Below are 24,693 nucleotides of genomic sequence, written 5' to 3'. Positions count from 1 at the left end.
CCCGATGCCTGAGGCAGGCCTGAGCCGGCTGGCACCAGCCAAGATCAACCTGTTCCTGCATGTCACGGGACGGCGCCCGGACGGGACCGAGCATGGCGGCTATCACGAGCTGGAAAGCCTCGTGGTGTTTGCCCGCAATCCCGCCGCCTGCGACCGCGTGACGGTGGCGCCGGCCGACACACTCAGTCTAGCCGTGACCGGCCCGCAGGCGGCCGCCCTGCAGACAGACACGGCCGATAACCTGGTACTGCGGGCCGCCCGCCTGCTGCAGCCGATGAACATGGCTGGCAGCGGCCGGCGTGGCGCCGCGCTTGCCCTCGACAAGACCCTGCCGGTGGCCTCCGGCATCGGTGGCGGCTCTGCCGATGCGGCAGCCACGCTGCATTGCCTGCGGGCCCTGTGGAACATCGCCATCGACGATGATGCGCTGGCCGCCGCAGCCCTGCAGCTGGGTGCCGATGTCCCGGTCTGCCTGCATAGCCGCGCCGCACTGATGACCGGCATCGGCGAGCGGCTGGCACCGGCGCCTCCCCTGCCGCCCTTCTGGCTGGTACTGGCCAATCCCGGCATCACGCTGGCGACCGCAGAAGTCTTTTCGGCACTGGCCGGCCGCTTCGGTGCGCCGCAGCCCTTCGGGCGTCAGCCCGACAGCGCGGCCGACCTTGCCATCCTGCTGCGCCAGAGACGCAACGACCTGGAAGCGCCGGCCCGCTTCCTGGCGCCGGAGATCGATCCGGTGCTGGCCGCACTGAAGGCCCAGGCCGGCTGCCTGCTGGCCCGGCTGTCCGGTTCCGGGGCCACCTGCTTCGGCCTGTTTGCCGGCGAGCGCGAGGCGGAATTCGCCGCGCGCAATCTTGGCCGCGCCTATCCGAAATGGTGGGTGGCGGCGACAGCGGCAGGCTGACCCGTCCGGCGATAGTTCGGCGGAAAACCGGGACGCGGCCCGGCTGTTTCTGGGACTGGAAATTGCCGGCGGCGGCGATTATTGTCCGCCCGCGCCGCGCCCGGCAATACGGGACGCCTGCTGGGGCGTAGCCAAGCGGTAAGGCAGCGGTTTTTGGTACCGCCATGCGGAGGTTCGAATCCTCCCGCCCCAGCCATTCTTCTGCATTCTTCCGTCCGTCCCCCGTGCGATGCCGCTTCTGCCGGACATCTGCTTCCGGGACAACAGCAACCTGCCGACTGTTCCGCAGACAGCGGGCTGAGACACAAAAAGGCCGGCACAGCGGCCGGCCTTTCCAGTCATGGCGGCAAGCCGCCGCCATCAAGGCACATCCGCCTCAGTACATATGCTGGCCGCCATTGATGCTCAGCGTCGAACCGGTGATGAAGCCGCCCTCGTCGGCCACCAGGAAGGCAACGCCACGGGCGATTTCCTCGGCCCGGCCAAGCCGCCCGACCGGGATCTTGGCCACGATCTTCTCCAGCACATTGGCCGGCACGGCGGCCACCATGTCGGTATCGATATAGCCCGGCGCGATGGCATTCACGGTGATGCCACGCGCGGCACCTTCCTGGGCCAGTGCCTTGGTGAAGCCGTGGATGCCCGACTTGGCGGCAGCATAGTTGACCTGACCATACTGGCCGGCCTGGCCGTTGATCGAGCCGATATTGACGATGCGGCCGAAACCGCGGTCGCGCATGCCGTCGATCACCGCCCGGCACATGTTGAAGCAGCCGCCGAGATTGGTGTCGATCACCGCCTGCCACTGCTCGTGGCTCATCTTGTGCAGGGTGCCGTCGCGGGTGATGCCGGCATTGTTGACCACCACGTCAACCGGTCCGAGCTCCTGTTCGACCAGCTTCACGCCGGCCATCGTCTCCTCGAAGCTGGCGACATCCCACTTGAAGGTGCGGATGCCGGTTTCCGCCTCGAAGGCCTTGGCCCGTTCGGTATTGCCGGCATAATTCGCTGCCACCTTGTAGCCCTTCTGGTGCAGCAGCTTGGAAATGGCTGCCCCGATTCCTCGGGTTCCGCCGGTGACGATGGCAACGCGCGACATGTGGTCCTCCTGTCAGGATTAATTATTCTTGTTGTGTTTTTAACGTCAGATGTGCGGCAGCTTTATGCTGTTTCGTCCTGTGCCGCCTTGATGCAAAGCAAGACCCGGCCGGAATACCCCCTTCCGGCCGCGCCTCCAGGGTCAGTCGCGGGCCACGCACATGGCGATGCCCATGCCGCCGCCGATGCACAGGGTGGCCAGGCCCTTCTTGGCATCGCGCCGCTGCATTTCATACAGCAGCGTCACCAGCACGCGGGCGCCCGAGGCACCGATCGGGTGGCCGATGGCGATGGCGCCGCCATTGACGTTCACCTTGTCGGTATCCCAGCCCATATCCTTGTTGACCGCACAGGCCTGGGCGGCAAAGGCCTCGTTGGCCTCGATCAGGTCGAGATCGCTGGCCTTCCAGCCGGCCTTCTTCAGTGCGGCGCGCGAGGCCGGGATCGGGCCGGTACCCATGATCGACGGATCGACGCCCGACTGCGCCCAGCTGACGATGCGGGCCAGCGGCTTCACGCCGCGCTTCTTGGCTTCCTCGGCGCTCATCAGCACCACGGCGGCGGCGCCGTCGTTGATGCCCGAAGCGTTGCCGGCGGTGACGCTGCCGTCCTTGGCGAAGGCCGGGCGCAGGCCCTTCATGGCATCCACGGTGGCGCCATGGCGGATGTATTCGTCATTCTCCACCACGGTATCGCCCTTGCGGCCCTTGATGGTGACGGGAACGATCTCGTCCTTGAACTTGCCGGCCTTCTGCGCGGCCTCGGCTTTGTTCTGGCTTTTCACCGCGAACTCGTCCTGGGTCTCGCGGGTGATCTGGAACTGCTTGGCCACGTTCTCCGCCGTGTTGCCCATATGATAGCCGTTGAAGGCATCCCACAGGCCGTCGCGGATCATCGTGTCGATGAAGCCGAGATCGCCCATCTTGTGGCCGGCACGCAGATAGGCTGCATGCGGCGCCTGGCTCATGCTTTCCTGGCCACCGGCGACGACGATGGCGCTGTCGCCGTTCTTCACGGCCTGGAAACCCAGCGCGACCGCGCGCAGGCCCGAGCCGCACAGCATGTTCACGCCCCAGGCCGGCACTTCCACCGGCAGGCCGGCATTGATCGACGCCTGGCGCGCCGGATTCTGGCCCTGCGCGGCGGTGAGGATCTGGCCCATGATCACTTCGCTGACCTCGCCCGGCTGCACGCCGGCGCGCTTCAGCGCGCCATCGATGGCAACCTGGCCGAGATAATGCGCCGGCACGCTGCTGAGTGCGCCGTTGAACGAGCCCACCGGCGTGCGCGCGGCGCTGGCGATGACGATATCGGTCATGGTTGTTCCTCCATGGACGGGGATCCGGTCGGATCATTTTGCAAGCGAGACGTGGCAGTGCCGGCGCGGCAGACAGCGGGGCAATGCGCGGAATACGCCGACGATAGCGGTGTTTTCGCAAATGCGGCAAGGCCCGCCGCATTGCAAAATAAATGATCAGGCCCGTACTTTGGTCACAGGCGGTGCTTTCCGTCGCGTCCGGACCGACGGTCGGACCGGGCCGGCGGCGTTTCCGCCTGTGCGCAGCAACCAGTCCGACAATGGCCGCCACAGGCCGGTTTCGGCACGCGGCCCCACCATCATGCCGATATGGCCGCTGGGCACGTCCAGCCGGTCGGCCTGCGGCAGCTGGGCCAGCAGCGCGGCCGCCCCCTCGCGGGGCACCAGCCTGTCCCGCTCGGGCAGCACCACCAGGGCCGGCTTGCGCCAGTCCCGGGGGCGCACGGGATTGCCGCCGACCTGCCAGCGCCCGGCCGGCGGCGCATTCTCGCCATACCAGCCGATCAGGCATTCGCGGGCCACCCGTCCGGCCAGCGGCACCCCGTCATTCAGCCAGTCTTCCATGGCAACGAAGCGCCGGGCCGCCTCGCTGTCCTCGGCCAGCAGGCCGAACTGGGTGAACTTCTTCATCGCCGTCAGCGGATCGAGCGCCCAGAAAAAACCCTGCAGCAGGTCAACGCCGAACAGCGGCGGGGTTGTGCCGTCCGTGGCCGCAGGCGCCAGCGCCGGGGCCAGTGCCTGTACCAGCGCCGCCTGGTGGGCACCGCCGGCATGGAAATCCCATGGCGTCGCCAGCAGGGCGAGGCCGGCCACATCCTCCGGCGCCTGCAGGGCGGCAGCCAGCGTCAGGTTACCACCCATGCAATAGCCAAGCAGCAGCGGCGCCCGGCCGGTCTCGCGACGCAGGAAAGCCAGGGCGCGCACCAGCCGGGCAATATAGGCGGCGAGATCGAAATCCTGCTCGGGACTGCCCTCCGGGTTGCCCCAGTCGAGCAGGAAGGGCCGCAATCCGCGGCCGGGCAGGAAGCGCGCCAGGCTCTGGCCTTCGGCCAGATCGAGGATATAGGCGCGGTTGACCAGCGAGGGCACCAGCAGCACCGGAATACCGGCATCCGCATAGGTCAGCATGCGGCTGCCGCCTTCCTGCCAGATGGCCGGCGGATCGGCCAGATCGCGCTGCCAGCCGTGCCGGCGGTAGCGCAGCAGGCCGCCGGTCATCGCCGCCATGCGGGTGGCGGCCAGCCGGATCAGGGCATCGGCAAACTCATTCGGATCGACGGCGGCGAGAGCCGGTGCCAGCGCGGCGAGGCGCGGCTGCAAGAGCGGATTCCAGAGCGGCGATACGCTTCTCGCACTCGGCCAGACGGCGAGCGAGCTCAGCAGCATCAGGTTGGCCGTTGCCAGATGCAGCGGCAGCGGGCGCGGCCCCGGCCGCCGGTCCGGCGCGTCCTGCGGCGGCATCTGATCCTGCGGCATGGCTGTCTCCCGCGGCATGGGATGCCGCCTGCCGGGCGGCTTCGGCGCCCTGCTGCCACAGGCCCATCCAGGCGGCCGACAATTCGGCCAGTTTCGGATCGGTGGCCAGCAGACCGGCCTGCTCCTGCCAGAGATCCAGGAACTGCCGGGCCAGGGCCTGCGGGTCGGTGGCGGCGGGGTCATCCATATGCTTGAGGATACAACGAAGCGGCGTTTTCGGGCCAGCCTTTCGCAGCGCAACAAGAGGCTTGCGTATACAAACGAATACGAGTGAAATGCTGCCTCATTCGTGGGCTAGGGAGCGTGTGAACGTGGCCGAACAAGACCAGACGACGGCAGCACCGGCGGTCAAGATCAAGAAATACGCGAACCGGCGGCTCTACAACACGGCGACCTCCTCCTATGTCACCCTCGAAAACCTGTGCCAGATGGTGAAGGACGGCCAGGATTTCGTCGTCGAGGATGCCAAGACCGGCGACGACATCACGCGCAGCGTCCTGACCCAGATCATTTTCGAGGAAGAATCGAAGGGGCAGAACCTGCTGCCGATCGGGTTCCTCCGTCGGCTGATCACTTTCTACGGCGACAGCCTGCAGACCCTGGTGCCCAGCTATCTCGATGTCTCGATGGCCTCGTTCCAGCGCAACCAGGAACAGATGCGCCAGTACATGGCCGAGGCTTTCGGCGAGATGTTCCCGTTCCGCAATATCGAAGAGATGGGCCGGCAGAACATGGCGATGTTCCAGCGCGCCATGACCATGTTCAATCCCTTCATGGCCAACCTGGCCGACAGCAGCGTCGAGAAGCCGGCCGCCGGCGGCGGCGAGCAGCCGGCCGAGGTCGACACCCTGAAATCCCAGCTGGACGAATTGCGCAAGCAGGTCGAAGCCCTTGCCCGGAACAAGGGGTGAGCTGCCAGCCACCCGCCCGCCCCCGCCGATGACAAACCCGCCACGGGGGCCGCGCCTGCGGCCCTCGATTTCCTTCGTGCTGACGCTCGGCGTCGGCATGCTGATGCTGATTGCCGGTATCGCCTATGGCATTGCCCTGGTCAGCGGCCGGCTGAACACGGTCGATCTGCTGCGCGACCGCAACCAGCGCATCGTCAGCCAGCAGGTCGAGCGCACCCGGCTGCAGTTCGACCCGGTGCGCCAGCATGTCGAGGCTTTGCGCGACCGGCTGCAGGGCGGCAAGCTCGACTTCAACTATATCGGCCGCCTGACCGACTACATCGTCGCCACCCTGGATGGCCTGCCACAGATCGATGCGGTCGCCTTCGTGCGCCAGAATCTCGTGGCGACCCGGGCGGTGCGCTATCCCTGGGGCATCGAAACCGCCCATGAAAGCATCGCCAAGTATCCCGGCACCGCCGCCCGCATGCGCGCCCTGCGCCAGGCGCTCGACCGCCGCCGCGAAGCCGTGCCGCTGCGCAGCGATGCCGCCATCTGGGGCGACCTGATCTGGAGCCCCGAGATCGCCCAGCCGATGATCAACGTGTCGGCGCCGGTGCAGATGAACGGCGAATTCGTCGGCGAGGTGGTCGCCGTCGTCTCGCTCGGCACGCTGTCGCGCAGCCTGGAGCCCGACAGCAGCGACGACCAGTCGGTCAGCTTCATCCTCTATGACGACCGCTTCGTGCTGGCACATCCGACCCTGACCAACCACGAATACCACCTCTCGCCGGAACAGCCGCTGCCGACAGTCGCCGAGATCCACGACCCGGTGCTGCAGCGGATCTGGGACGGCCGCATCGACGTGCCGCTGGCCCGCGCCATGCTGGGCAACGACGCCGCCCACATCGTCGAGGCCGAGGGCCAGCGCTGGATTTTCGTCTACCGCCGCCTGACCAGCTACGGCGAAAAACCCTGGCTGGTCGGCCGCTATTTCCCCTTCGAGGAGATCCAGACCGAGGTCAACCGCCTGCAGATCGCCGGCGCCGTCGGCATCGTCAGCCTGCTGCTGTCGCTGCTGATCGCCTGGCGCCTTGCCCACCTGATCCGCCGGCCGCTGCTGCAGCTCAGTGCGGCCGCCACCCGGCTGCGCAACCTCGATTTCGACGCGCCGCCGCTGGAGCGCGCCCGGCTGCGCGAGCTGGACGATGCCGCCCAGGCTTTCAACGCCGCCAATGCCGCGCTGCACTGGTTCGGCAATTACGTGCCGCGCAAGCTGGTCAGCCGCCTGATGCGCGAGGGCGAGGATGCGATCAACATCAGCAAGCACCGCGAAGTCACCGTCATCTTCACCGACCTGGTCGGCTTCACGGCGATGTCGGAACAGCTGTCGGCGCAGGAAACCGCCGACCTGCTGAACGAGCATTTCGCCCTGGTCACCGCCTGCATCGAGGCGGAAGGCGGCATCGTCGACAAGTTCATCGGCGACGCGGTGATGGCCATGTGGGGGGCGCTCAAGCGCGACGACGACCACGCGGTGCGCGCCTGCCGGGCGGTGCGCGCCATCGGCGCGGCACTGGTCGCCGACAATGCCCACCGGCAGATGCGCGGCCGGCCGCTGCTGCGGATGCGGGTCGGCATCCACAGCGGCCCGGTGGTGATCGGCAATATCGGCGCGCCCGGCCGCATCAACTATACCGTGGTCGGCGATACGGTGAATTCCGCCCAGCGCCTCGAGCAGCTTGGGCATGACCATCTCGGCGAAGCCGAGCAGTTCATCGCGCTGGCCAGCGCCGAGACCGTCGAGGCGGCCCGCCTCGACCCGCCGCCACGGCGGGTCGGCCTGCTGCCGGTGAAAGGCCGCGCCGCCCCCATCGCGGTCTACTGCCTGGACCGGCGGCCCTGACATCCCGGCGGGCTTAACCCGCCGTTAAGGGACTCCCTGCTTGAGTCCGGCGGTTACCGGACAGGGATTCCATGGCCCCCACGATCGTCAGCAGCTATCTGGTTCCGCTTCGCGGCGACCGGGCCGATTCGGCGATCGAAACCGCCCCCCGGCGCCAGCCGAAAGCCGGACCGGGCCTGTTCGCCGCCGGCGAGCAGGCGGATCAGCGTCCGGCCGCACCGGCACCGCGCGGCAACCGTATCGGCGGCGATGTGGCCGTGGCCGACAGCCTGCCGCTGCTGCGCCGGCGCACCGACCGCGGCGAGGCCGCCGATCCCGAAATCCGCATTCCGCCCCATCTGGAGCGGCGGCGGGCCTGGCGCGAGGCCTTCGGGCTGAATACCTGGCACACCCAGCAGCTGGCCCAGGCCGACAGTGCCGACGAGCCGGCAACCGATGCAGCCCGGGCCGCCATCCGCGCCTACCGGACCACTGCCTGGCGCGGCCGGCTGGACCTCGACCTTGCGCAGCGCGTCAGCGTGACCGTATAAACGACCCGTCCTTTCCCTGCCCTGCGGTCGTTATTCCATGCATTCTGATCCCGTCGACCTGCTGATCATCGGCGGTGGCGTGAACGGCACCGGCATTGCCCGCGACGCCGCCGGCCGCGGCCTTTCGGTGCTGCTGGCCGAGCGCGGCGACCTCGCCGGCGCCACCTCTTCCGCCTCCACCAAGCTGATCCATGGCGGCCTGCGCTATCTCGAGCATTACGAGTTCCGGCTGGTGCGGGAATCGCTCGGCGAACGTGAAACGCTGATGCGCATGGCACCGCATATCATCTGGCCCCTGCGCTTCGTGCTGCCGCATCATCCCGGTCTGCGCCCGGCCTGGATGATCCGCATCGGCCTGTTCCTCTACGACCACCTCGCCGGCCGCGTCACCCTGCCGGGCTCGACGGGCATCGACTTCACGAAGGGCGATCTCCGCGGTGCGCCGCTGAAGCCGGATTTCCGCCGCGGTTTCGAATATTCCGACTGCTGGGTCGACGATGCCCGCCTCGTGGTGCTCAACGCGATGGGCGCCCGCGATCTCGGCGCCACCGTGCTGACCCGCACCGCCGTGACCGCGGCGCGGCGCGATGGTGGCCTGTGGCAGGCAACCCTGACCGACCAGCGCAGCGGCGCCAGCCGCATGGTTGCCGCCCGCGGCATCGTCAATGCCGGCGGCCCATGGGTGCGCGACACCCTGACCGGCGCCTTCGCGCAAACCCCGAAGAATGCCGTGCGCCTGATCAAGGGCAGCCATATCGTTACCCGCCGGCTGTTCGATGGCGATCACTGCTACATCTTCCAGAATGCCGATGGCCGCATCATCTTCGCGATCCCCTACGAGCATGACTTCACCCTGATCGGCACCACCGACCTGCAGCTCGACCGGCTGGACGGCCCGCCGCGCATCACGCCGGAGGAAACCGAATATCTGCTGTCGGCGGCCAGCGAGTATTTCCGCCAGCCGGTCACCCGCGATGCCATCGTCTGGTCCTATGCCGGCGTGCGGCCGCTCTATGACGACGGCGACAGCGACCCGTCGGCGATCACCCGCGACTACGTACTCGACCTCGACACCGATCCGCAGGGCGGCCTGCCGCTGCTGTCGATCTATGGCGGCAAGCTGACCACCTACCGCCGCCTGTCGGAACATGCGATCGAGAAGATCGCACCTTTCTATCCGCAGCTGGGCCGGCCATGGTCGGGCGGGCGGCCCCTGCCCGGCGGCGATCTCGACGGCCGGACCTTCGCGGCCTTCGTTGCCGGCCTGCAGCAGCGGCATCCCGGCCTCGATGCCACATGGCTGGACCGCCTCGCCCGCCGCCATGGCGCGGCATCGACGGAGATCATCGGCACGGCCACCGCCATGGCCGATCTTGGCGAGCATTTCGGCGGCGGGCTGTATGAATGCGAGGTCGGCTACCTGATGCGCCGCGAATGGGCGTTGGAAGCCGACGATGTGCTGTGGCGCCGTACCAAATGCGGACTGTGGGCTTCGGCAGCCGATCGTGAAAGACTGGCTGCATGGATGGCCCGCCACCGGGTGAACGAGGGACAGGAAGAATGAAGATTGCGGTAGTCGGCGCCGGTGCCATCGGCGGCTATTTCGGCGCGCTGCTGGCCCGGGCCGGCCATGACGTCACGCTGATCGCCCGCGGTGTCCATCGCGATGCCATCCTCGCCGACGGCCTGACCATCGAAACCCGCAACGAGGGCAACCAGCCCGAAAGCTTCACCGTGCATCCGGCCTGTGTCGAGAATCCGGCCGAGGCCGGCGCGCAGGATGCCGTGATCCTCAGCCTGAAGGCACCGGCGGTGCCGGCGATGGCGGAAAGAATGCTGCCGCTGTTCGGTGCCGACACCCCGCTGATCACGGCGATGAACGGCGTGCCCTACTGGTATTTCCACAAACATGGCGGGCCGCTGGACGGCCTGCGGCTCGAAACGGTCGATCCCGGCGGCCTGCAATGGAACCTGATCGGGCCGCAGCGCGCCATCGGCAGCGTCGTCTGGGTGGCCGGCGCCATTGCCCGGCCCGGCGTGATCAGCCATGGCGGCGGCCGGCGCCTGCCGCTGGGCGAGCCCGATGGCAGCCGCTCGGACCGCGTGCTGCGGCTGAGCGAGACGCTGACTGCCGCCGGCATCGATGCCCCGGTGCTGGACAATATCCGCCAGGACATCTGGACCAAGCTGTGGGGCAACCTGTCGTTCAACCCGGTCAGCGTGCTGACCCATGGCACGCTGGGCGGCCTTGCCAATGATCCGGATGCACAGGCCGTGCTGGGCGCCATGATGGCCGAGGCACAGCGGATCGGCGAGGCACTGGGGATCACCTTCCCGATGACCATCGCCGACCGCATCGGTGCAGCGCGCAAGGTCGGGCCGCACAAGACCTCGATGCTGCAGGATCTCGAAAGCGGCCGGCCGATGGAGATCGACGCGCTGATCGGCGTGATCGCCGAACTGGCGCGCCGGCTCGACATACCCACGCCCACCATCGACACCGTGCTGGCACTGGTAAAAGCCCGCGCGCGCAGCGCCGGCACCTATAACGGATGAGATCATGGCCTTTGACTGGCGCAGCCTGACCCCGGAGCAGATCGAGGCACAGTTCAACCCGCGCATGTCGGTGCCGGATTTCCAGCCGCATTTCGACGCCTATGTCGCAAGGTCGGCAGCCGCCCGCGCCGCGATCGGCGGCGACTACGATCTGCGCTACGGCCCCGGCCCGCTGCAGACCTACGACCTGCATCGCCCGAAGCCGCCGAAACCCGGCGCGGCACTGGTCGTGCTGGTGCATGGCGGCTACTGGCGCGGCCTCGACAAGAACACCATGACCTTCGCGGCACCGCTGTTCCTCGATGCCGGCGCGGTCGTCGTGAACCTGAATTACGATCTCTGCCCGCAGGTGACGCTGGATGCCATCGTGCGGCAGATGCAGCAGGCGCTGGCGCATCTGGCCCGCAAGGCCGCCGGCTGGGGCGCCGATCCGGCGCGGCTGCATGTGATCGGGCATTCCGCCGGCGCCCATCTCGCCGCCATGATGGCGGCGGCACCCTGGCCCGCCGGTCTCGGCCCGCAGCCGGCCATCGCCTCGCTCGGCCTGGTCAGCGGCATCTACGACCTCGCCCCGGTGCTGCAGGTCAGCGTCAATGAAAGCATCCGCCTCGATGCCGCCATGGCCGCCCGCAACAGCGTGATGCAGTTTCCGCCGCGCATCGCCGGGCCCGTGCTGGTCGCCGCCGGCGGCGCCGAACCCGAAGGCTGGCAGGCGCAGAGCACGGACTTCCATGCCGCCTGCCGGGCTGCCGGCACCAGGGCCGAGATGATGCTGGTGCCCGGCGCCGACCATTTCACCATCAAGTTTGCCGCCGCCGATTCTGCACATCCGCTGGGGGCAGCCCTGCTGCGGCAGGTCGGTCCCTGACGGTCAGCGGCCGAGCTGTTCGTAGACGGCGCGGGCCAGCGGCAGCAGCGCCTCGCGGCCGGTCTCGCCGGCCAGCGCATAACCGAAACCGCCATCGACCCAGTAGAAGGCTGCGGCCGCACCCTCGCCGGCAAAGCGGAACGCCGTATCCTGCGCCGGCTCGCCCGAACGCACATACAGGGTCAGCCGCTGGCCGCCGCGGTTCTCGTACATGAACTGCGCCGCCGCCGCATTGTCGGCCGCAGCCGGCAACAGCCGGCCACCGACCAGCGCATAGCCCTGCGCCGTCAGCACCGGCACGGTCAGCGGCCGGCCCAGCCGCTTGGACAGCCAGGCCACCAGATGCGCTTCCTCCTTCGCCGTCACCTCCACCGGATGCAGCACCTCGCGGCTGTAGACGAGATGCGCGCGGGCCGCCTCCTGCGGCAGCGCGGCCACCATGGCCGGCGGCTGCGGCGCGACCCAGCCCCGCCCCCACCAGCCGGCGGCGGCGCCGGTCACGCCGACCAGCAGCAGGGCCGCGATGCGCAGGGCCGCCTGCAGGCGCCGTTCACCGGCCTTCTCGCGGGCCAGCAGGCCGGCCATCGCCGCCGGCACCGGCGCGTCCAGTGCCGGCGCGAAATGATCGCGCAGCGCCTCTGCCTGGTCCTGCCAGGCCGCGACCCGCGCGGCATCGCCGGGATGCGCCACCAGATGCGCCTCGATGCGCAAACGGTCGGCCGGCGACAGGCGGTCGTCGACATAGGCATGCAGGTCGGCCTCGCTGACCGGCGGCTGTGCAGGATGATCGCCCGTCATTTCACTCTCCTCAGATGCGGGCCGCGCCCGCCCGCCAGTCCGGCTGTGCCGGTCGGCGGCTGGCCGTCCATCAGGCGCCGCAGGCGCTCGCGCGCCCGGGTCAGGCGCGACATCACGGTGCCGACGGGAATGTCCTGCACCCGCGCCGCCTCTTCGTAGCTCAGTCCCTCCACCGTCACCAGCAGCAGCAGGGACCGCTGCGCATCGGGCAGCAGCGCCAGTGCGGCATCGAGGTCGCGCAGCTCCAGTGCCTCCCACTGGCCGCCGCTGGCTGCGGGCTCGTCATCCATGGCGTCCAGCGCGAAACGGTCCGGCCGGGTCAGGTCGCGGCGCAGCCGGCTGCGCCACAGGTTGTGCAGGATGGCGAACAGCCAGGGCCGCAGCGACTCTTCGCTGCGCCGCGTGGTCCAGGCCGCCAGCGCCCGCAGCAGGCAGTCCTGCACCAGATCGTCGGCCGCCGCACGGTCGCGGGCCAGCGCCAGCGCGAAACGGCGCAGCCGGGGAATCTCGGCCTCGACGGGATGCGGCTGGCGCGGGCGGAACAGCATCGGCAATCCGGCTCCGGGTGGGTCGGGCGGCGGCGATGACGGCCCGCCGCCCGACCTTACGCCCGGCGTCAGGGTTTGGCGACGTGCCAGGCGCCGTTCAGGAAGCCGTCGCCGGTGGTATCGCCCGGCTTCTGGTCCTTCACCCAGCCATAGAGCGGCTTGCCCTTGTAGGCCCACTGCTTCGATCCGTCGTCGCGGGTGACGACGGACCAGTCGCCGGTCGCTTCGGCACCGGCCGGAACCATCAGCGGCGGCCAGTTCTGGGCGCATTGGCCGTTGCAGACCGATTTGCCGGGCGTGGCATCCCGGTCGAAGGTGTAGAGGGTCATGCCCTTGGCATCGACCAGCACGGTGCCGATGGCGGTTTCGCCGGTCCTGGCCGGCATGGTGGCGGCGGTGGCACAGGCAGCCAGGCCCAGCGACAGGGCGCCGGCCAGCATCAGGTTGCGCAGCATGGATTTGTCCTTCCGATCCCGGAAACCGCGGAATGCGGCCCCGCAGAGACAGACCGCCGGCGCCGGGATTTATTCCCCCCCGGGCCGCAAAAAAAATCCGCCCTTGCCGGGCCCCGTCCCGCCCCCTACCATTTTGACCATGCGCCGCCCGCTTCCCGGCCCTGCCGCCCTGCTCCTCGCGCTGCTGCTCCTGCCCCTGCCGGGCCGCGCACAGCCGGATGCCGTCCGGACGAAACAGGACCCCGCGACAACCGGGCAGGCGAAGCCGGAAGAGGCACCGGCCGGGCTCGATTCCCTGTTCGACCAGCTTTACGCCGCCGCCAGCCCGCTCGAGGGGCGCCGGATCGAGGGACGCATCTGGCAGGCCTGGATGCAGTCCGGCTCCGACACCGTCGATGCCCTGATGAAAGGCGGCATGACGGTGATGGACAAGGGCGACCTGAAACGCGCCGAGGACATCTTCTCGGCCATGATCGAGCTGCAGCCCGATTATGCCGAGGCCTACAACAAGCGGGCCACGGTGCGCTTCCTGGCCGGCAACTATGCCGGCTCGGTGGCGGATATCGAGCGCACCCTGAAGCTGGAGCCGCGGCATTTCGGCGCGCTGAGCGGCCTGGGCGCCATCATGGAGCGGCTGGACAACCTGCCCGAAGCCCTGCGCGCCTGGCGCCGGGCGCTGGCGGCCAATCCCTTCCTCGCCGATGCACCGGAGAAGCTGAAGGAGATTCGCCGCCGCATCGACGCCAGCACCCTCTAGGCGGCTGCCGCTATTTCTGGAAGATGAAATACACGGCGCCGATCAGGCAGGCGAAGGCGGCGAAATAGTTCCAGCGCAGCTGCTCGCCGAGATAGAACAGCGCGAACAGCGCGAAGACCGCCAGCGTGATCACCTCCTGCACGACTTTCAGCTGCGCCGCCGTGAATGTGCCGCTGACAAAACCGATGCGGTTGGCCGGCACCGCCAGGCAGTATTCGAAGAAGGCGATCCCCCATGAGATCAGGATCACCTTCCACAGAGCCTGCTCCGGCGCCTTCAGATGCCAGTACCAGGCGAAGGTCATCATCACGTTCGACGCGCAGAGCAGCAGGATCGTCGTCATTGCCGGGTATCACGCCTCTATCCTGGCGATGCGCAGCACATTGGTGTTGCCCGGGATGCCGAACGGCACGCCGGCGGTGACCACCAGATTGTCGCCCGGCCCGGCCATGCCGTGTTCGCGCGCCACCTTGCTGGCGATGGCGATCATGTCGGCGAAATTGATCGCGTCGGGCGCCACCACGGCATTCACGCCCCAGGCGAGACACAGCCGCCGGGCGGTGCCGGCCAGCGGCGTCAGGCACAGGATCGGCGACCGCGGCCGTTCGCGGGCCGCCCGCAGGGCCGTCGAGCCCGACATCGTGTAGGTGACGATGGCGGCCGCGCTGATCGTCTCCGCCACCTGGCGGGCCGCCGCGGTGATCGCATCCGGCACGGTATGCTCCGGGTTGGCATGCTCGGCTTCCATGATGCCGCGGTAGAGCGGATCGTGCTCGACCGCGGTGGCGATCGCATCCATGGTCGCCACCGCCTCGACCGGCCAGTCGCCGGCGGCGCTTTCCGCCGACAGCATGATCGCATCGGCACCGTCGTAGACGGCGGTGGCGACATCGGAGACTTCCGCACGGGTCGGCACCGGCGCCTTGACCATGCTGTCCAGCATCTGGGTCGCCACCACCACCGGCTTGCCGGCGCGGCGCGCCAGCCGCACGATGCGTTTCTGCAAGCCGGGCACCGTCTGCAGCGGCATTTCGACGCCGAGATCGCCGCGCGCCACCATCAGCGCATCCGCCAGGTCGATCAGCTGGTCGAGGCAGTCCACCGCCGACGGCTTCTCGATCTTGGCCAGCAGCGCCGCGCGGCCGGCGATCAGGGCGCGCGCCTCGGCGAGATCCTCCGGCCGCTGCACGAAGCTGAGCGCCACCCAGTCGACGCCGTGTTCCAGCGCGAAGGCGAGATCGGTGCGGTCCTTCGCGGTCAGCGCCGACAGCGGCACCACGACATTCGGCAGGTTCAGCCCCTTGCGGTCGGACAGCCGGCCGCCGACCACCACCTCCGCCTCGGCCCGGCCGGCGCCGGCTGCGGTGATGCGCAGCCGCAGCCGGCCATCGTCGAGCAGCAGCTCGGCGCCCGGCTTCAGGCTGCCGAGCACCTCCGGATGCGGCAGCTGCACCCGGGTGGCATCGCCCGGGGCCGGATCGGCATCGAGGCGGAAAGCCTGGCCCGGGACGAGGTCGGCCCCGCCGCCGGCGAACAGCCCGACCCGCAGTTTCGGCCCCTGCAGGTCGGCCAGCAGGCCGACCGGCCGGTCGAGCTCCTTTTCGAGGGCGCGCACCGTCTGGATCGCCGCCAGATGATCGTCATGGCGGCCATGGCTGAAATTCAGCCGGAACACATCGGCGCCGGCGGCGACCAGCGCCCGGATGCGGTCGGGTGCGGCGGAAGCCGGCCCGAGGGTGGCGACGATCTTCACGTTGCGCGCGCGGTGCATGCGATTCCTCCGGGTCCGGCAACAACTTACATAGCAGCGCCGGGCCCGGCCCGTCAGCACAACCCTGCCGCCGGAAGGCAAAAAATCGGACCCGGAGCGTTGCGTTTTCTGCCGCATCTGCGAAAAAGACGCCGCTTCCCCCGTCGAAAAAACGTCCCAAGGACCCGACCCCCATGGATATCGCCCGCATTTCGCTCGGCAAGAACCCGCCCTATGACATCAACGCCGTGATCGAGATCCCGGCCGGCGGCGCCCCGGTGAAATACGAGCTGGACAAGGAATCCGGCGCGCTGTTCGTCGACCGCTTCCTGCACACGGCGATGTTCTACCCGGCCAATTACGGCTTCATCCCGCATACCCTGTCCAATGACGGCGATCCCTGCGACATCCTGGTGGTCAGCCATGTGCCGGTGGTGGCCGGCGCGGTGATCCGCTCGCGCCCGATCGGCGCGCTGAAGATGGAGGACGAGGCCGGCGGCGACGAGAAGATCATCGCCGTGCCGGTGGACAAGCTGCATCCCTTCTACAACAACGTGAAGAGCTACGCCGACCTGCCCGAGATCCTGCTGCAGCAGATCGAGCATTTCTTCGTCCACTACAAGGACCTGGAGAAGGGCAAGTTCGTGAAGTCGGCCGGCTGGGTCGGCACCGACGAGGCCGCCCGCATGATCACCGACGGCATCGTGCGCGCCGCCGGCGTGAAATAGGCCGGCCCGCACCCATCCGGAAAAAAATGCGGCGACCGGGACGAACCCGGCCGCCGTCAGGGAGGAACCGGAGGTTCCTGTCTCTGCTGCCCGGCGGCGCTGCTTCGACATGCGCCGGGCAAACACTTGCGGCCTGCCAGCCAGTTTATTGGGTGCTCCCGGTGGGGTGGACCCGGAGCACCAGGCCGGGCGGCCACTGCCATGGCCGGCCCGGAAGATTTTCGGGGTGCACGTCCGCGCCGGGCCGAAACCCGGGCAGAGGGGGGAAGTCGTGCACCCCTCCCGGCAGGACGAACCTGCCCAGGATATCCGGCAGGGGGGCCTGCCCGGATCGGAATACCGGTGGCCGGCGGATAACGCCCGCCGGCCGGCAGCCATCGCGGACACGCTGTCGCGGATACGGATGGCCTGAACTGTCGATGGCGGCCCGGCAGGGCCGCCGGCACCCCCGGTAGCCATGGGGGGCGCAGCAGGACCTGCCCTGTCTGGGGAACAGCTTGCAAACCGGGTCACCGACTGTCTGGCCGCATTCTCGGGCTTTCCTCTACCGGACTGCTATGCCGCCTGTGCCAGCCGAAAACAGGACCCGGGCCGGGCCGGGCGGAAGGCAAGCCGCTGGGCAGACACGATTTTATCCGGAGTCGCCTGTGGAAAAGCCCTTGGACGGACTATGCAGTTTGTGCCAGAGTATGGCCCTTCAGGGCACAGGATACCTACCTATGGGCGCAGGCCGGCCGCCATTCCGGGCCGCAGAATCGGGCATGGGTGCGGATTCCGGGCCGGAGTCGCCGCCGGAACCGCTGGCGGAGTCGCCGGCCCTGCCGCCGCCCTCCCTGCCACCACCGGCCGCCGGCCTCTGGCCGGAGCGGCTGCTGCACGGCATCGAGGCGCTGGCCGGCCGCGGCCTGGACGCCACCCTGCTGGCGCCGCAGCCGCCGGGCCGGCCGCTGGGCGGGCTGCAGCGCGCCGAGCTGCCGGCGATGAGCCTGCGCGCCGGCTGGCTGGCCGGGTCGCTGCGGCTGCGCGGCCCGCTGGCCCGGCGCCAGGTGGTGCTGGCCCTGCACCTGCCGGACCCGGAAGCCGCCGCCGGCCGGCTGCGGCTGTGGCACCGCGCGGTGGCGCCGGGCGACCTGTGCCTGATCCCGCCGGGCCTGGAACTGGATGCCTGCCTGCATGGCCGCGCCCGTTTCCTGCTGCTGGCGGTGCCGCCGGGCCAGCTGCGCGTCGCCCTGCGCCAGATGACCCCGGCCGACGGCTTCGCGCCCGACGCCACGCCGCTGCTGCGCGGCAATGCCGTGCATGTGCCGGCCATCGGCGCCGCCGCCCTGCGCCGGATCGCCGCCGCGCTGGCGATCCAGGGCCAGTTCGGCGCCGGCCTGAGCCCCCGCGCCCGCCAGCTTCTGCGCACCGAGCTGCTGGAGGCCTGCCTGCAGCCGCTGGTGCGGCCGGCGGCGGCCGGCGCGGCGGCCATCGCCGAGGCCAGCGCCGAACCGGTGATGAGCGGCGCCTATATCGTGCGGCTGGTGGAGGATTACCTCACCGTCACCGGCGCCGCCGCCGGCGGCGAACTGCCCGATATCGACACCATCTGCACCGCCTTCCGGCTGTCGCGCCGCAGCCTCGCCCGCGCCTTCCAGGACAGCCTCGGCGTCGGGCCGATGACCTATATCCGCCTGCTGCGCCTGTCGCAGACCCGCCGCGCCCTGCTGGCCGCCCGCCGCCATGGCAGCAGCAGCCCGGGCGGCAGCAGCCAGGCCGAGGGCGCCGCCGCGCCGGGGGTGACCGGCATCGCGCTCGGCCACGGCTTCACCGAACTGGGCCGCTTCGCCCAGCTGTACCGCCGCATGTTCGGCGAAACCCCGTCGGAAACCCTGCGCGCCCGGCACTGACCGGCGGCATCCGCTGCGCACCGTTCCTGACCGCCCGTGACCGCTGGTGACCGCTGCGGTTCGTTTGTGACCGCTGGTGACCGCTGGTGACCGTTGCTGACCGCTGGTGACCGGCCGTGACCGTTCCTGACCGCTGCGGACCGTTCGCGCTTATTGCCACCTGCGGGTGAATGGCAGACACCTCCTTCCGCGTGGCCGCTGCCGGCACCGGCCGCAGCGGGCAATCTGGGAACAGATAGGGTACATTCCGGCCGGATCAAGCCCCCGGTTCCACGCCGTGGCCTTCCCCGGCCCCGGCCGGCTGGACGGTGCGAGGCTGGACGGTGCGAGGGAAACAGTGTGAAACGGGCGGACTGGCCACCGCTTTCACGGGAACGACGGATTGATCCTCTGATCGTCATTCCCGCGCAAGCGGGAATCCAGTCCGCTGCGCGGCCCCGAACATACCGCCGCTCTAGCGGTTGTCCGCCAGCACCATGGCGGCGCCTTTTTCGGCGATCATCAGGGTGGGAGAAGCCGTGTTGCCGGAGGTGATCAGCGGCATCGCCGAGGCATCGATCACCCGCAAGGCCCGCACGCCACGGACTCTCAAACGCTCGTCCAGCACCGCCAGCGGATCGGAGGCCACGCCCATCTTCGCGGTGGCGACCGGATGGAAGATGGTGGCGCCGAGATCGCCGGCGGCGCGGACCATCTGTTCTTCGGTTTCCACCTGCGGGCCGGGCAGGTATTCCTCGGGGCTGTACTTCCGCAGCGCCGGCGCGGCGGCCAGCCGGCGCGTCAGCCTGAGTGAGTCCACCGCGACGCGGCGGTCTTCTTCCGTCGACAGGTAATTCGGCTGGATCGCCGGGGCCTGGCGCGGATCGGCGCTCTTGATGCGCACAGACCCGCGCGAGGTGGGGCGCAGGTTGCAGACCGACGCCGTGAAGGCCGGAAACTTGTGAAGCGGCGCGCCGAATTTGTCGAGACTGAGCGGCTGGATGTGGAATTCCACATTGGCGGTCTCGTGCTCAGGGGACGAGCGCGTGAACAGGCCGAACTGCGAGGGCGGCATGGTCAGGGCGCCGGTGCGGAACAGCGCATATTCGATCCCGGTCATCGCCTTGGCGAACAGCGACTGGTCGATCTCGTTGATCGTCTTCACGCCCGAGACCTTGTAGATCAGGCGCAGCTGCAGATGATCCTGCAGGTTCTCGCCCACCCCGGGGATGTCGCGCAGCACGCCGATCCCGTGGTCCTTCAGCAACGCCGCCGGACCGAGACCGCTCAGCTGCAGGATCTGCGGCGAGGCGATGGCGCCGGCGGCCAGCAGCACTTCGGCCCGCGCCTTCGCCGCAAACACGCGGCCATCCTGCTCGTATTCGATGCCGGTGGCCCGCAGCTCGCCGTTCACAGTTTCAGTGATCACCCGGCGGATATGGGCGCCAAGCCGCACATCCAGATTGGGCCGCGACAGCACGGGTTTCAGAAACCCGGTGGCGGCCGACCAGCGCACGCCGCGGCGCTGGTTCACCTGGAAATAGCCGCTGCCCTCGTTGTCGCCGGTGTTGAAATCCTCCACCGGCGGGATGCCGATCTCGGCCCCGGCCTGCTGCACGGTATCCAGCAGGTCCCAGCGCAGGCGCGGCTTCTCGACCCGCCATTCGCCGCCGGCGCCATGCAGGGCCGAGCCACCGGCGAAATGATCCTCGTGGGATTTGAACACCGGCAGCACATCGTCCCAGCCCCAGCCGGCAAGGCCCAGCTGCCGCCAGGTGTCGTAATCGCGGGCCTGGCCGCGCATGTAGACCATGGCGTTGATCGCGGTGCAGCCGCCGATCACCTTGCCGCGGGCATAGCCGATGCTGCGGCCGTTCAGGCCCGGGACCGGCTCGGTGCTGAAACACCAGTCGCTGCGCGGATTGCCGATGGCGAACAGATAGCCGATGGGAATGTGGAACCAGATCCAGTTATCCCTGCCGCCGGCTTCCAGCAGCAGCACTTTATTGCGCGGGTCTTTCGACAGCCGGTTGGCGAGCAGCGAGCCGGCGGTGCCGCCGCCGGCAATGATGTAGTCGAATTCCCCCGCCGCAGACGCGGTGCTTTCTTCTTGGGCCGACATGGCCATAGTGCTTCCTTCCTAAAATGGAAAATCATCACTCTCAACAGCTGCTTCTGGTGGCGGATTCCAACCGAACTCTTTCATATAGCTCCAAATATCAGAGTAGCGATGGTATAGCCCAACCCTCAGTAGCGCGTCAGCTAGTCGTGTAACAGCATCATAAGAAGGCGTCTCAAACGGACTTACCCTCAACCAGTCCAAAAGAAGCTCGGGCGTACCACTAGCATCGTAAATCTGGCCATTCGATCCTATAACGTCCAGAAGATCATCCATATGCGCTCTGCGGACGACTCCTCTGAACGGAGCAATGAATATTTCAAACAGTCGCTCAGCGCCTCTAAATGACTTAGCGCCGCGATATCTGCTTAACGATTCTGGCCAATATTCAAGGGCGGGAGACTCTTGCAAGGCCAACCCCGCGCCTTCGCTGTCGAGAGACGCAAAAGCTTTCGCAAAATGATCACGGAAAGCATCAATTGATACGGCCGCAAAGGCAGAGGGAGGCAACGACCTCACAACCTCATCATTCGAAAGGGCCTCCCTAACAGTTATTACTGTTGCCTCCCTTATCTGAGACGCCAGAGATGGGAATATCACAAGCAATGGCAGCGAGTTTATTTTTTCTTGATAATCGCCATCTTCGATCAATCGAAGCAATTCAGCTTGAATTTCAGGCCACAACTCTGCGCGCCTTTGACTAATTGCATCAAGCGAACGAAGCACCTTTTGCCTGACCCTACCCCACTCCTCTGGGGTTCCCTTCAAAATCGATTTAGCAAGAATGAGCGCTAGGTTCTTGACCATACTGTTACGCATACGCACTAGGTACTTTTGTTCAATGTAATTCGCAGTATGCTGCGGCAAAGCAGGAAACCCAGGCGACAGAAGGTCTTTCGAGAACTCTTCAAGAATGGTCTTGCCTTGCACGGGCCGCTGAGAAAGCAGCAAATTGACCGCATTTACCAAATGCAAGCGCACCAGCTCTGGAGGTGGCTCAAACAACTGAGCCTCCCCTGAGAAGGCCGGATGAGCGCAAAGATGACGGTCGTCCCTCAGTCGATCGAGATCACGGAAAGATATACTGTCAAGCAGCTCGAATTTCTCACGAGCATGCAAGAGAATTCCTCGCTCCATCTTGAGCAACTTATCCACTGCTTGATTACTGCTAGCCGTATCCCAATCTGAAAGAAAGCGCTTGGCTTCAGCGTCCCCCAAACCTTCCAATTCTCTATATTTTTCAATCAAATCAAAGACAATGGACACCCAGATAGCCGTAATTGCCGGGCGGAGCGCTCCTGCTTTATAAGCACGCACTGCGTCCAAGAAATATTGCTGCGTCTTTGGGCTTCGGACTCTAACGACAAGAGTGTCTAAATCAACGAATGTAGATTCCATGCAGCCCCCGACAATAACTTGAAATTGCAGCGTACATTCAACTGAGTCTGCAGAGACTAACCCCCGATAAACACCCGCTCCAGCAGCTTCGCCAGCGCGCCAAACGGCGGCCGGGCGAGGTGCATGGGATTCACCGGCCCGAGCGGTTCGGCGATGGCGCGGGCATGGGAGAAGCGGCGGAAGCCCTCGATGCCATGGTATGCGCCGATGCCGCTGGCGCCCACGCCGCCAAACGGCAGGTCGGTCTGTGCCACATGCAGGATGGTGCCGTTGAGCGTGACGCCGCCGGACTGCGTGCGGCTCAAGATCGCTTCGCGGAAGCCGCGGTCGCGGCTGAGCACGTAGAGCGCCAGCGGCCGCTCGCCTGCCGTGATGAAGGCGGCCGCTTCCGCCGCCGTCTCGCACGGGATCAGCGGCAGGATGGGCCCGAAGATTTCCTCGCGCATCAGGCGGGCATCGCGCGGCGGATCGATCACGATGGCGGGCGCCAGCTTGCGCGCGGCGGCATCGCCCGCGAAAGCCTCCAGCACCTCCGCACCCGCGTCGCGCGCCTCGGCCACCATACCCTCCAGCCTTCCGGCATGCTGCGCGGTGATGACCGACGTGTAGCCGTCATCCTGCGCGCCATTCGGATACATGGCGCGGATCTCGGCCAGGATGGCCTCGGCCAGCGGGCGCAGGACCGCGCGCGGTGCCAGCACGTAATCCGGGGCGATGCAGGTCTGGCCGGCATTGAGCAGCTTGCCGATGGCGATGTCGCGGGCGGCGCGGGCCAGCGGCCAGGTGCCGTCCAGCACCACCGGGCATTTGCCGCCCAGTTCCAGCGTCACCGGCGTCAGGTTCGGCGCGGCGGCGGCCATCACCCGGCGGCCGACAGCGGTCGAGCCGGTGAAGACCAGATGATCGAAAGGCAGCCGCGAGAAGGCTTCGGCCTCGGCCACGCCGCCCTGCACCAGCGCCACTTCCTCCGGCGCGAACCGCGCGGCGACCGCCTCGGCCAGCGCCGCGTTGAAGGCGGGGGTGAATTCCGAGGGCTTCAGCAGCGCGCGGTTGCCGGCGGCCAGCACGTCCACGAGAGGGCCGAGCGCCAGGAACAGGGGATAGTTCCACGGCGACAGGATGCCGACCACGCCGAGCGGCTGATACCGCACGCGGTTGCGCACCGAGAGGAATTCCAGCGCCGAGGCGCGCCGCTGCGGCCGCATCCACGCCTTCAGGTGGCCGCGGGCATGGCGGATGGCGGCCAGGGCCGGCCCGGCTTCCAGCAGCAGCGTCTCGTGCACGCTGCGATGGCCGAAATCCTGGGCGATGGCGGCGGCAAGGCGCGCGCGGCCGTCCTTCACCAGGGCGGCCAGCCGCCGCAGCCGGTCGTCGCGGATGGCGCGGGGCGGATCGGGCTCGGCGCGGAAGGCGGCGCGCTGGCGTTCCAGCAGCGCAGTCATGTCAGACGCCTGCATGTCGGGCTGCTCAATCCGGGCCTGCGGCATGGCGGTCACGGCACCCTCCCCGTCTCTCCCTGTCCTTATGGCCTCATTCTCGGCCACGGGGCGCGGGGGTCAAGCCGCCTTCAGACGGGCAGTCAGAATTTGCGGGCGGCGACGATCAGGGCCGGGATGGTCGCCTCGCCGAGCGACCGCATGGCTTCCAGCCGGTGCAGGCCGGCCACCAGCACATAGCGCTTCTGGGCCTCGTCGCGCCGCACCTGGATCGGGATTTTCACGCCGCCATCGCCGACGATCTGGTCGGCCAAAGCCGCCATCTTCGCGGCATCCAGCTGGCCCCTGAACTTGGCCGGCACGTAGATCTCGGCGAGTTTCACGGGCACGGCTTTCATCATGGCGGCGACTCGCGGGCTGGAATCGGAAGGGCGCACCAGTCTGGCACGGCCGGCGCCGGCGCGACAGGACGGCCGGAGCGGGGCGGCAGAGCGGGATTGCCATGGCGCACAAGCAGGGCCAGAATGACCGGCAATGCATAACACCGTAAGGCTCTGCCCATGACCGACGCACCGGCGCCAGCCGCCCCCGACCCGGACCCGGACAGCGAGGCGGCGACGGCGCAGCTGTATCACGCGGCCACCCGCGACCCGCTGACCGGCCTGCCCAACCGCCATTATTTCCGCGAGGCGGCCGAGCGCGCGCTGCTGTCGGCCGGCCGCCATCTGAGCGCGGTGACGGTGCTGGCCGTGCAGGTCGACGGCTTCGAGGCGCTGGCGGCCCGGCATGGCGCGGCGGCCGGCGATGCGGTGCTGATGCGGCTGGGCGTGCTGCTGGAAGACCGCTTCCGGCGCAGCGACCTGATCGGCCGGCTGGACCAGGCCCGCTTCGCCGTGATGCTGCCCGGCGCCGACCGCGCCGCCGCCCATCTGCTGGCCGGCAACCTGCGCGACGCGGTGGCCGCCGATGACGGCACCGGCGACGGCAGCAGCCGCCGGCCGCTGCCGCCGATCACTGTCTGCATCGGCATCGCGGTGGCGGCGCCGGACAACCAGGCGGCGCTGGAGCCGCTGCTCGAACTGGCCCAGGAGGCCCTCGACAGGGCCCGCGCGGAGGGCCCCGGGCGGATCGCCGAACTCTGAGCGCCTGACTGGCCGGCTTCCGGCCGGTTTCCGGCTGGATTCCGGTCGGCTTCCGACTGGCCCGGCCGGGCCGGCGGGCGGAAACCGTGGCGGATCAGTGGTTTTTTGCGGTTGCAACAAAAGACTCGACTCTGCCCGCAAGCCGGGT

Annotated in this window: 24 protein-coding genes and 1 tRNA gene; 13 read left to right on the top strand and 12 right to left on the bottom strand. The window is 68.2% G+C overall.

Annotation, left to right across the window (positions count from 1 at the left end):
* Positions 1-4: 4 nt before the first annotated feature.
* Together ACEQZY_RS18340 and ACEQZY_RS18335 are read left to right on the top strand one after the other, a co-directional pair.
* On the top strand, positions 5-904 hold the full coding sequence (locus ACEQZY_RS18340) for a 4-(cytidine 5'-diphospho)-2-C-methyl-D-erythritol kinase (RefSeq protein ID WP_370156343.1): 900 nt from the start codon (positions 5-7) through the stop codon (positions 902-904).
* Positions 905-1,025: 121 nt separating this feature from the next.
* A tRNA-Gln gene (locus tag ACEQZY_RS18335) sits at positions 1,026-1,100 on the top strand.
* 180 nt (positions 1,101-1,280) lie between these two features.
* Here ACEQZY_RS18335 and phbB read toward each other — a convergent pair.
* The 3 genes from phbB to ACEQZY_RS18320 form a co-directional block, all read right to left on the bottom strand.
* Positions 1,281-2,003, bottom strand: a complete 723-nt coding sequence (gene phbB / locus ACEQZY_RS18330) for an acetoacetyl-CoA reductase (RefSeq protein ID WP_341704188.1) — start codon at positions 2,001-2,003, stop codon at positions 1,281-1,283.
* Between the two features lie 141 nt (positions 2,004-2,144).
* Positions 2,145-3,320 carry an acetyl-CoA C-acetyltransferase gene (locus ACEQZY_RS18325; RefSeq protein ID WP_341704190.1) on the bottom strand — a complete coding sequence of 392 codons (1,176 nt, stop codon included), beginning with the start codon at positions 3,318-3,320 and terminating at the stop codon, positions 2,145-2,147.
* Between the two features lie 156 nt (positions 3,321-3,476).
* A complete protein-coding gene (locus ACEQZY_RS18320) occupies positions 3,477-4,796 on the bottom strand; it encodes an alpha/beta fold hydrolase (RefSeq protein ID WP_370156340.1) in 1,320 nt (439 codons plus the stop codon).
* Here ACEQZY_RS18320 and ACEQZY_RS18315 point away from each other — a divergent pair.
* The 7 genes from ACEQZY_RS18315 (at position 4,795) to ACEQZY_RS18285 (ending at position 11,546) form a co-directional block, all read left to right on the top strand.
* Positions 4,795-5,070, top strand: coding sequence for a hypothetical protein (locus ACEQZY_RS18315; protein ID WP_341704192.1), 276 nt, complete (start codon positions 4,795-4,797; stop codon positions 5,068-5,070). The genes ACEQZY_RS18320 and ACEQZY_RS18315 overlap by 2 nt on opposite strands.
* 37 nt (positions 5,071-5,107) lie before the next feature.
* Positions 5,108-5,707 carry a polyhydroxyalkanoate synthesis repressor PhaR gene (gene phaR / locus ACEQZY_RS18310; protein WP_341704193.1) on the top strand — a complete coding sequence of 200 codons (600 nt, stop codon included), beginning with the start codon at positions 5,108-5,110 and terminating at the stop codon, positions 5,705-5,707.
* A gap of 76 nt (positions 5,708-5,783) precedes the next feature.
* Complete coding sequence (locus tag ACEQZY_RS18305) at positions 5,784-7,592, top strand: adenylate/guanylate cyclase domain-containing protein (RefSeq protein ID WP_370156338.1); 1,809 nt, start codon at positions 5,784-5,786, stop codon at positions 7,590-7,592.
* 71 nt (positions 7,593-7,663) lie between these two features.
* Positions 7,664-8,122: a hypothetical protein gene (locus ACEQZY_RS18300; protein WP_370156336.1), complete on the top strand. Its 459-nt coding sequence runs from the start codon at positions 7,664-7,666 to the stop codon at positions 8,120-8,122.
* 37 nt (positions 8,123-8,159) lie between these two features.
* Complete coding sequence (gene glpD, locus ACEQZY_RS18295) at positions 8,160-9,686, top strand: glycerol-3-phosphate dehydrogenase (RefSeq protein WP_370156334.1); 1,527 nt, start codon at positions 8,160-8,162, stop codon at positions 9,684-9,686.
* The gene (locus tag ACEQZY_RS18290) at positions 9,683-10,678 is read left to right on the top strand and encodes a 2-dehydropantoate 2-reductase (protein WP_341704198.1); all 996 of its coding nucleotides are present in this window, start codon (positions 9,683-9,685) and stop codon (positions 10,676-10,678) included. The genes glpD and ACEQZY_RS18290 overlap by 4 nt, the downstream gene beginning before the upstream one ends.
* A gap of 4 nt (positions 10,679-10,682) precedes the next feature.
* Positions 10,683-11,546, top strand: coding sequence for an alpha/beta hydrolase (locus ACEQZY_RS18285; RefSeq protein WP_370156332.1), 864 nt, complete (start codon positions 10,683-10,685; stop codon positions 11,544-11,546).
* 3 nt (positions 11,547-11,549) lie between these two features.
* On the opposite strand, the gene ACEQZY_RS18280 is transcribed toward ACEQZY_RS18285, so the two are convergent.
* From ACEQZY_RS18280 to ACEQZY_RS18270, 3 genes are all read right to left on the bottom strand, one after another.
* Positions 11,550-12,344 (bottom strand): anti-sigma factor, encoded by a 795-nt coding sequence (locus ACEQZY_RS18280; protein ID WP_370156330.1) that lies wholly within the window; start codon positions 12,342-12,344, stop codon positions 11,550-11,552.
* A complete protein-coding gene (locus tag ACEQZY_RS18275; protein ID WP_341705658.1) occupies positions 12,341-12,892 on the bottom strand; it encodes a sigma-70 family RNA polymerase sigma factor in 552 nt (183 codons plus the stop codon). The genes ACEQZY_RS18280 and ACEQZY_RS18275 overlap by 4 nt, the downstream gene beginning before the upstream one ends.
* Positions 12,893-12,960: 68 nt before the next feature.
* Positions 12,961-13,347, bottom strand: a complete 387-nt coding sequence (locus ACEQZY_RS18270; RefSeq protein WP_370156328.1) for a hypothetical protein — start codon at positions 13,345-13,347, stop codon at positions 12,961-12,963.
* Positions 13,348-13,486: 139 nt separating this feature from the next.
* On the opposite strand from ACEQZY_RS18270, the gene ACEQZY_RS18265 reads away from it, so the two are divergent.
* The gene (locus ACEQZY_RS18265) at positions 13,487-14,104 is read left to right on the top strand and encodes a tetratricopeptide repeat protein (RefSeq protein WP_341705659.1); all 618 of its coding nucleotides are present in this window, start codon (positions 13,487-13,489) and stop codon (positions 14,102-14,104) included.
* Positions 14,105-14,114: 10 nt separating this feature from the next.
* Here ACEQZY_RS18265 and ACEQZY_RS18260 read toward each other — a convergent pair whose 3' ends face one another.
* Together ACEQZY_RS18260 and pyk are read right to left on the bottom strand one after the other, a co-directional pair.
* On the bottom strand, positions 14,115-14,447 hold the full coding sequence (locus tag ACEQZY_RS18260) for a DMT family protein (RefSeq protein ID WP_341705660.1): 333 nt from the start codon (positions 14,445-14,447) through the stop codon (positions 14,115-14,117).
* Positions 14,448-14,456: 9 nt separating this feature from the next.
* Complete coding sequence (gene pyk, locus ACEQZY_RS18255; protein ID WP_370156326.1) at positions 14,457-15,875, bottom strand: pyruvate kinase; 1,419 nt, start codon at positions 15,873-15,875, stop codon at positions 14,457-14,459.
* Positions 15,876-16,048: 173 nt separating this feature from the next.
* Between pyk and ppa the strand changes: the two genes are divergently transcribed.
* Both ppa and ACEQZY_RS18245 read left to right on the top strand, forming a co-directional pair.
* Complete coding sequence (ppa, locus tag ACEQZY_RS18250; RefSeq protein ID WP_370156324.1) at positions 16,049-16,582, top strand: inorganic diphosphatase; 534 nt, start codon at positions 16,049-16,051, stop codon at positions 16,580-16,582.
* A 761-nt stretch (positions 16,583-17,343) separates the two neighbouring features.
* Positions 17,344-18,471 (top strand): helix-turn-helix domain-containing protein, encoded by a 1,128-nt coding sequence (locus tag ACEQZY_RS18245; RefSeq protein WP_370156322.1) that lies wholly within the window; start codon positions 17,344-17,346, stop codon positions 18,469-18,471.
* Positions 18,472-18,925: 454 nt separating this feature from the next.
* Here the strand turns inward: ACEQZY_RS18245 and ACEQZY_RS18240 are convergent, their stop codons facing one another.
* From ACEQZY_RS18240 to ACEQZY_RS18225, 4 genes are all read right to left on the bottom strand, one after another.
* Positions 18,926-20,572 (bottom strand): GMC family oxidoreductase, encoded by a 1,647-nt coding sequence (locus ACEQZY_RS18240; RefSeq protein ID WP_370156320.1) that lies wholly within the window; start codon positions 20,570-20,572, stop codon positions 18,926-18,928.
* 18 nt (positions 20,573-20,590) lie between these two features.
* Positions 20,591-21,895 (bottom strand): hypothetical protein, encoded by a 1,305-nt coding sequence (locus ACEQZY_RS18235; protein ID WP_370156318.1) that lies wholly within the window; start codon positions 21,893-21,895, stop codon positions 20,591-20,593.
* A 128-nt stretch (positions 21,896-22,023) separates the two neighbouring features.
* A complete protein-coding gene (locus ACEQZY_RS18230) occupies positions 22,024-23,454 on the bottom strand; it encodes an aldehyde dehydrogenase family protein (protein ID WP_370156574.1) in 1,431 nt (476 codons plus the stop codon).
* A gap of 92 nt (positions 23,455-23,546) precedes the next feature.
* On the bottom strand, positions 23,547-23,804 hold the full coding sequence (locus ACEQZY_RS18225; protein ID WP_341705046.1) for a ParB N-terminal domain-containing protein: 258 nt from the start codon (positions 23,802-23,804) through the stop codon (positions 23,547-23,549).
* Between the two features lie 159 nt (positions 23,805-23,963).
* Between ACEQZY_RS18225 and ACEQZY_RS18220 the strand changes: the two genes are divergently transcribed.
* Positions 23,964-24,545, top strand: coding sequence for a GGDEF domain-containing protein (locus ACEQZY_RS18220; protein ID WP_370156316.1), 582 nt, complete (start codon positions 23,964-23,966; stop codon positions 24,543-24,545).
* The last annotated feature ends 148 nt before the right edge of the window (positions 24,546-24,693 follow it).

The organism is Ferrovibrio sp., assembly GCF_964218355.1.
Classification (GTDB): domain Bacteria; phylum Pseudomonadota; class Alphaproteobacteria; order Ferrovibrionales; family Ferrovibrionaceae; genus Ferrovibrio.
This window is presented reverse-complemented; position numbering and strand designations above follow the sequence as displayed.

Excerpts from the sequence above, each read along its gene's own strand:
- ACEQZY_RS18245 (WP_370156322.1), top strand. The coding sequence starts at position 17,344 with ATGGGTGCGGATTCCGGGCCGGAGTCGCCGCCGGAACCGCTGGCGGAG.
- ACEQZY_RS18220 (WP_370156316.1), top strand. The coding sequence starts at position 23,964 with ATGACCGACGCACCGGCGCCAGCCGCCCCCGACCCGGACCCGGACAGC.
- glpD (WP_370156334.1), top strand. The coding sequence starts at position 8,160 with ATGCATTCTGATCCCGTCGACCTGCTGATCATCGGCGGTGGCGTGAAC.
- ACEQZY_RS18225 (WP_341705046.1), bottom strand. The coding sequence starts at position 23,804 with ATGATGAAAGCCGTGCCCGTGAAACTCGCCGAGATCTACGTGCCGGCC.
- phbB (WP_341704188.1), bottom strand. The coding sequence starts at position 2,003 with ATGTCGCGCGTTGCCATCGTCACCGGCGGAACCCGAGGAATCGGGGCA.
- ACEQZY_RS18280 (WP_370156330.1), bottom strand. The coding sequence starts at position 12,344 with ATGACGGGCGATCATCCTGCACAGCCGCCGGTCAGCGAGGCCGACCTG.
- pyk (WP_370156326.1), bottom strand. The coding sequence starts at position 15,875 with ATGCACCGCGCGCGCAACGTGAAGATCGTCGCCACCCTCGGGCCGGCT.
- ACEQZY_RS18300 (WP_370156336.1), top strand. The coding sequence starts at position 7,664 with ATGGCCCCCACGATCGTCAGCAGCTATCTGGTTCCGCTTCGCGGCGAC.
- ACEQZY_RS18260 (WP_341705660.1), bottom strand. The coding sequence starts at position 14,447 with ATGACGACGATCCTGCTGCTCTGCGCGTCGAACGTGATGATGACCTTC.
- ACEQZY_RS18325 (WP_341704190.1), bottom strand. The coding sequence starts at position 3,320 with ATGACCGATATCGTCATCGCCAGCGCCGCGCGCACGCCGGTGGGCTCG.
- ACEQZY_RS18320 (WP_370156340.1), bottom strand. The coding sequence starts at position 4,796 with ATGCCGCAGGATCAGATGCCGCCGCAGGACGCGCCGGACCGGCGGCCG.
- ppa (WP_370156324.1), top strand. The coding sequence starts at position 16,049 with ATGGATATCGCCCGCATTTCGCTCGGCAAGAACCCGCCCTATGACATC.
- ACEQZY_RS18230 (WP_370156574.1), bottom strand. The coding sequence starts at position 23,454 with ATGCCGCAGGCCCGGATTGAGCAGCCCGACATGCAGGCGTCTGACATG.
- ACEQZY_RS18275 (WP_341705658.1), bottom strand. The coding sequence starts at position 12,892 with ATGCTGTTCCGCCCGCGCCAGCCGCATCCCGTCGAGGCCGAGATTCCC.
- ACEQZY_RS18290 (WP_341704198.1), top strand. The coding sequence starts at position 9,683 with ATGAAGATTGCGGTAGTCGGCGCCGGTGCCATCGGCGGCTATTTCGGC.
- ACEQZY_RS18240 (WP_370156320.1), bottom strand. The coding sequence starts at position 20,572 with ATGTCGGCCCAAGAAGAAAGCACCGCGTCTGCGGCGGGGGAATTCGAC.
- ACEQZY_RS18270 (WP_370156328.1), bottom strand. The coding sequence starts at position 13,347 with ATGCTGCGCAACCTGATGCTGGCCGGCGCCCTGTCGCTGGGCCTGGCT.
- ACEQZY_RS18315 (WP_341704192.1), top strand. The coding sequence starts at position 4,795 with ATGGCTGTCTCCCGCGGCATGGGATGCCGCCTGCCGGGCGGCTTCGGC.
- ACEQZY_RS18340 (WP_370156343.1), top strand. The coding sequence starts at position 5 with ATGCCTGAGGCAGGCCTGAGCCGGCTGGCACCAGCCAAGATCAACCTG.
- ACEQZY_RS18285 (WP_370156332.1), top strand. The coding sequence starts at position 10,683 with ATGGCCTTTGACTGGCGCAGCCTGACCCCGGAGCAGATCGAGGCACAG.
- ACEQZY_RS18265 (WP_341705659.1), top strand. The coding sequence starts at position 13,487 with ATGCGCCGCCCGCTTCCCGGCCCTGCCGCCCTGCTCCTCGCGCTGCTG.